At 39.0% G+C, this 4,524-nt stretch carries 5 protein-coding genes and 1 tRNA gene; 4 read left to right on the forward strand and 2 right to left on the reverse strand.

Annotation, left to right across the window (positions count from 1 at the left end):
• The 4 genes from B7C60_RS18975 to B7C60_RS11425 all read left to right on the forward strand — a co-directional run.
• On the forward strand, positions 1 to 411 hold a 411-nt coding region (locus B7C60_RS18975; RefSeq protein ID WP_245869243.1), incomplete at its 5' end, for a site-specific integrase.
• Between the two features lie 34 nt (positions 412 to 445).
• Positions 446 to 1,387: a hypothetical protein gene (locus B7C60_RS11410; RefSeq protein WP_099611763.1), complete on the forward strand. Its 942-nt coding sequence runs from the start codon at positions 446 to 448 to the stop codon at positions 1,385 to 1,387.
• 108 nt (positions 1,388 to 1,495) lie between these two features.
• Complete coding sequence (locus B7C60_RS11415) at positions 1,496 to 1,687, forward strand: helix-turn-helix transcriptional regulator (RefSeq protein WP_099611764.1); 192 nt, start codon at positions 1,496 to 1,498, stop codon at positions 1,685 to 1,687.
• A gap of 599 nt (positions 1,688 to 2,286) precedes the next feature.
• Positions 2,287 to 2,868: a YagK/YfjJ domain-containing protein gene (locus B7C60_RS11425; RefSeq protein ID WP_099611766.1), complete on the forward strand. Its 582-nt coding sequence runs from the start codon at positions 2,287 to 2,289 to the stop codon at positions 2,866 to 2,868.
• 290 nt (positions 2,869 to 3,158) lie between these two features.
• Here B7C60_RS11425 and B7C60_RS11430 read toward each other — a convergent pair whose 3' ends face one another.
• A complete protein-coding gene (locus tag B7C60_RS11430) occupies positions 3,159 to 4,184 on the reverse strand; it encodes a hypothetical protein (RefSeq protein ID WP_099611767.1) in 1,026 nt (341 codons plus the stop codon).
• A 251-nt stretch (positions 4,185 to 4,435) separates the two neighbouring features.
• Positions 4,436 to 4,511 (reverse strand) — tRNA-Ile (locus B7C60_RS11435).
• Positions 4,512 to 4,524 lie beyond the last annotated feature (13 nt).

Consider the following 4,524-nt stretch of genomic DNA (forward strand, 5'->3'; position numbering starts at 1 on the left):
CAAAAAACGTTACTTATCACGCCTGATATATCTAAAAACAAACGGCCTCACCTGTTACCGCTGACAGATAGCGCGCTGGATATACTCAGAAAACAACGTTTAAACAATGACAGTAAATTTATTTTCCCGCACCGTTTAGACGATACCAAGCACATGCGCACAGATTCATTATCACAAGCCATTGACCGATACCGCACCAGTACGCCACAGATAAAACCATTCACAGCTAGGGATTTGCGTAGAACCTGTAAAACGCTAATGGGCGAACTAGGTATATCAAAGTCGATACGTGACAGGCTACAGAACCATGCCCTTAATGACGTGTCATCTAAGCACTATGACCGCTATGAATACTTGCCAGAAAAACGCAAGGCGCTGGAATCATGGGAACAAAGGCTACAGCAAATATAGCTGATAATGTGCTTCAAATGGTGAGGGTTTGAGTATGACAGATATTCAGGATATTCGAGAAACAAAAGAAGAAGTCGATAAGGGCTTGAGTGAGTTTATTTCAACATTGGAAAAAGAATGGTTTAAGGCTAGTGATGATAAAAAAAACATTAAGTTTCTAAATTGCGTGATTAGGGGATCTGTCTCGAAAGTGTCTGAAATAGTCAATAAAGAAGAAGATATTGTTTGCCGTTTCAAGATAGATCGGGAGAAGGAACGTTTAACGAAATTGCTTTCTTACTTAACCAACAAAAGGCTTTCTGAATGTAAGAGTATTTCTCATATCCTTGTGAGCAAAGCGCATCTAATAGCTTACTTGGAGCGTACACTTAAAGACTGGACTAGTTTAGCCATTGACAAGCTAGAACTTGGCTCGAATGGTTATTTAGATATTTCTAGCGCTGATAGTCAGAGTTTCAAGCAGTTCATAGAATCTGTTCAGTTGGGTGAAGATTTAGATAAAAGCTTATTGGTTAAAGTCGCGGATGCGCTGGTTTCTACGGTTGTACGTCAAGTTGGTTACACACCAAAAGCGGTGAGCAAGCCTGTAGGTCGTCCAAAAGGTGATGATGTTCGTAAGCGGATGATGTGGGCTTACTCCGAGTTTTATAATTGTAAGAAAGCCGCTGAAAAATTTCATACAAGTGAATCTAATATCAAGAAAATTAGAACCAAAATAAATGATGAAGAGAAAAAATTTAGAGATCACATCCCCGAGCAGGAGTATAAAGAAATGCTAGAAAAACATGCTAAGAAATTGGTGGATACCCATAAAGAAAACGAGAGTTATAAAGAATTAAAAGCATTGGAGAAGAAAATATCTGAGCAAAAAATGCAGGCAATACAAGCTGGTGGAGCATTGGGAGATATTTCAATTAAGGTAGAAGAACTTGAGAAAGATTACTTTAAAGCACTTGAACAGTTTGTAAATCAATAAGGGTTACTTTATTCGCTGGTAAGGCGTTAATTAAGTGACGTTACATGTGTTCACGTTCGTTGTTTAATTACTTTGTTCAATACTGAACGTTCGCAAAGGGTAAAAACAATGACACAACATTTTGATTCAATCCTAAATCTCGATGAGGTATCGAAAATTGTAGGTAAAAACAAGCGCACACTTTGGCGCTGGTGGGCGAAAGATAAAACAATGCCTGAGCCATTAAAAGTGCGTGGCCGTGCGATTGGCTGGCGACAGTCCACACTTGATGCTTGGTTAGATCAATTGGGAGATATGTAATATGTGCTATGCCCAGCGAGTTAAAGAAATTGCGTTACCTGAATACAAAGGGGGGAATCAAACCCATTATTTAATATCGATATTGCTGAAAGGCTATAAAATTAACACTTATGAGGCAAGGTATATAGGGATAGGTAATTTACATTCTTATATGAGCAGTTTAAGGAAAAGGTACAAACTTACTCATTCTAGCAAGCGAGCAAGGGTTATTGATCCGTTAACTGGCTGTTTAACTAATAAAACGGTGCTTGTTGTTTGGTTGAGCGATGAGCAAAGGGAGGCTTACAAAACAAGGAAGAAAGCCCAGAACCGAAAAAAGTAAAGGGCATATCCTTGATAGCTAATGACGGTCGGCAAACTATTCACTAGCGAAAGTAAGGATAAGCCACAGAGCAGCAAAAGGCTACCAAAAAAAGGTAGCTTTTTTTATGAGAATAGATGAGAACTCATTTCTAGGTTTTATTTTCTGTTTTTAGGCGTTGCTTCATCATGCTAGCAATTGAAAGCTTAAAGCACCGTAAATACAGCAGGGTTAGCAGATACTAACCACTGTCACGCCTAGCAGGGGGTTTTTAATAATATCTATATAGGCTTATTCTATGAGATACCTTACAAACAGCCCTTATCTAAAAATTGATGGTCAAATATGGGAAGTGAACACGGGCAGCAATCAGCAATACAAAATTTGCCCTAAACACATGAAAGCGATCATTAACCAGCTAAACGCCATGTGTAGCTATCACAAGCGCGTTATGGTGCTATTTTTCAATTTAAGCATGCCAAGTTATACGGATAATAATCGTGAAGTGTCAGCCTTTATAAGTGCTGTACGGTCTATGCTGGCGCGTGAATACTCTATGAAACGGTTCGGTTATAGCTGGGTACGTGAGAAGGAAAAAGCCAAGCAGCAGCATTACCACGTAGCTTTATTTCTCGATGGTAAACAAATTTTGTACCCTGATAGAATATTAGGCTTGCTAGAATCGCTATGGTTAGCGGCTGGTGGCTCATGCTTACAACGAGTTGAGCACTGCTATTACCGAGTGGTCGACAATGACTTTCAAGCCAAGCAGGAGGCCATTTACAGGCTATCGTATCAAACCAAGGAGCGAGGCAAGGGCTACAGGGCTAAACAAGCAAAAGACTACAGCACCAGCCGTTTAAAGTCGCGCCATTCTTAGAGTCCCTAAAAAGCTGAACGTTACCGCTATGTGTTTCCCGTCTATAAAAAGCGCTGTATCGCATTCTAAGCATTTTAAAGTAACTCCCTATATACGACTAAGCGAAGAGGTGAAAAGTCAACATAAAGCCGTATGGGGCGATTTATTTAAATCATAAAAAGCTGTCATATCCTAACATTCATTAGATAACCCTAATTAAACCTAGTGTTCTATCACTCGCAACGGTTTATATAAAAGGTCGGTTCAGGTGTTGACGATTGTTAACATTAACGGGAATAGTATAAAGCTGGTTAATTTATTATTTCTAGTACCCTACCATCAAGAGATACTTTAGCCGTTACGCTGTTAAGTACTACGCCACCAAAAGCGTTTTTCCCTCTAAAGGTTGTTCTAACAATCAGGTGGTTGCCTTTATCCCAATAGACGGTTTCCACATGCTCAAAACTACTTGGGTCATTCATTTGTCTTTTGATGTGGCTTACTAGGTTACGGTGTGAGCCGTTCCAGCTACTAAATTGACGGCTGATATTTTGGTTTCTATCGTTTTTTTCTCTAGATGCTGATTGTTGTTTGTTCTCGGTTAATTTTAGAGTTTGTTCAGCCCTTAATCTGCCTCTATAGATAACAGCCATTTCTTGATAGGTTGAGTTATCGGGGTGGAGACTAAAAAGTTGATCATAATAGCTGTAGTAAAGGTCGTTCTGATTTTCTTCAAGGTTGTCAATTAAAGAGAGTAAAACTTTTGTTTTGTAGTGCTTAACTTTGCTTTTAAATGTATGGTCGTTTGGGTTTAGCTCTAGTAGTTGTTCATATAGCTTGAGGTTTTGCTCAAAGTCACTAGCTGGTATAGGTTTAACTTTGGCTAGTAATTCTTGTGTTTTTAGCTGGTTAGTGGCGTTGTTATTGAACTCGATTAATTCCTTGTCTTTAATGTCGCTGTAACGCTCTGTAATTGATAGTGCGTGAGTATAGTCATTTGTAGCCATTGCTTGCTTCAATTCTTCGATAATAGTTTCTCTTTTTTCAGTAAAAGCAATGAGTCTTTCTTTCTGTTCTTGTTGCTTTTGGGCTTTTAGTTCCTCTTCCTTGTTAATGAGAAGACCAGCCGTTAGAAAGCAAATAAGACTAACTACTATCATGGTCTTGTTTGTAATTTTCCCTTTGCTTGTAGTTGTTAACCATGCTCGGCTTGTTGGAATGGTTAGGAATGCGATTATCAGAAAGAGTAAGCCACCAATCACGCTAGTATCAAAGCTTACACTTAAACCACTAAATAAAAAAATGATACCGAAAAACCAGCTTAATAACTTTTTCATAGTGAAGCCTACGCGATTTAAATAGTGATATGAGATGATTTTCAATGGTAACAGATGAGTATTTAACTGGGCTATCTGATTTTGTTAGAAATGAGAGTTAAGGAGGTAGGGGCTACCTTGTCACTGTTTGACTAAGTAAAAGCTAACTTTGACGGGGGATACTTTGCCACTGTTTGACTAAGTGTTTGACTAAAAAACAGCAGGTATAAAAAAGGGTTAGTGACTACTATCGTCCTAACCCTTGTAGAATATGGTGGCCCCTATGTGACTTGAACACATGACCAATCGATTATGAGTCGACTGCTCTAACCACTGAGCTAAGGGGCCGATAGGTGTGTGA

This window comes from Vibrio fujianensis, from assembly GCF_002749895.1.
Classification (GTDB): Bacteria; Pseudomonadota; Gammaproteobacteria; order Enterobacterales; family Vibrionaceae; genus Vibrio; species Vibrio fujianensis.

Coding starts and splice junctions, on each gene's coding strand:
- B7C60_RS11430 (WP_099611767.1), bottom strand. CDS start 4,184: ATGAAAAAGTTATTAAGCTGGTTTTTCGGTATCATTTTTTTATTTAGT.
- B7C60_RS11415 (WP_099611764.1), top strand. CDS start 1,496: ATGACACAACATTTTGATTCAATCCTAAATCTCGATGAGGTATCGAAA.
- B7C60_RS11425 (WP_099611766.1), top strand. CDS start 2,287: ATGAGATACCTTACAAACAGCCCTTATCTAAAAATTGATGGTCAAATA.
- B7C60_RS11410 (WP_099611763.1), top strand. CDS start 446: ATGACAGATATTCAGGATATTCGAGAAACAAAAGAAGAAGTCGATAAG.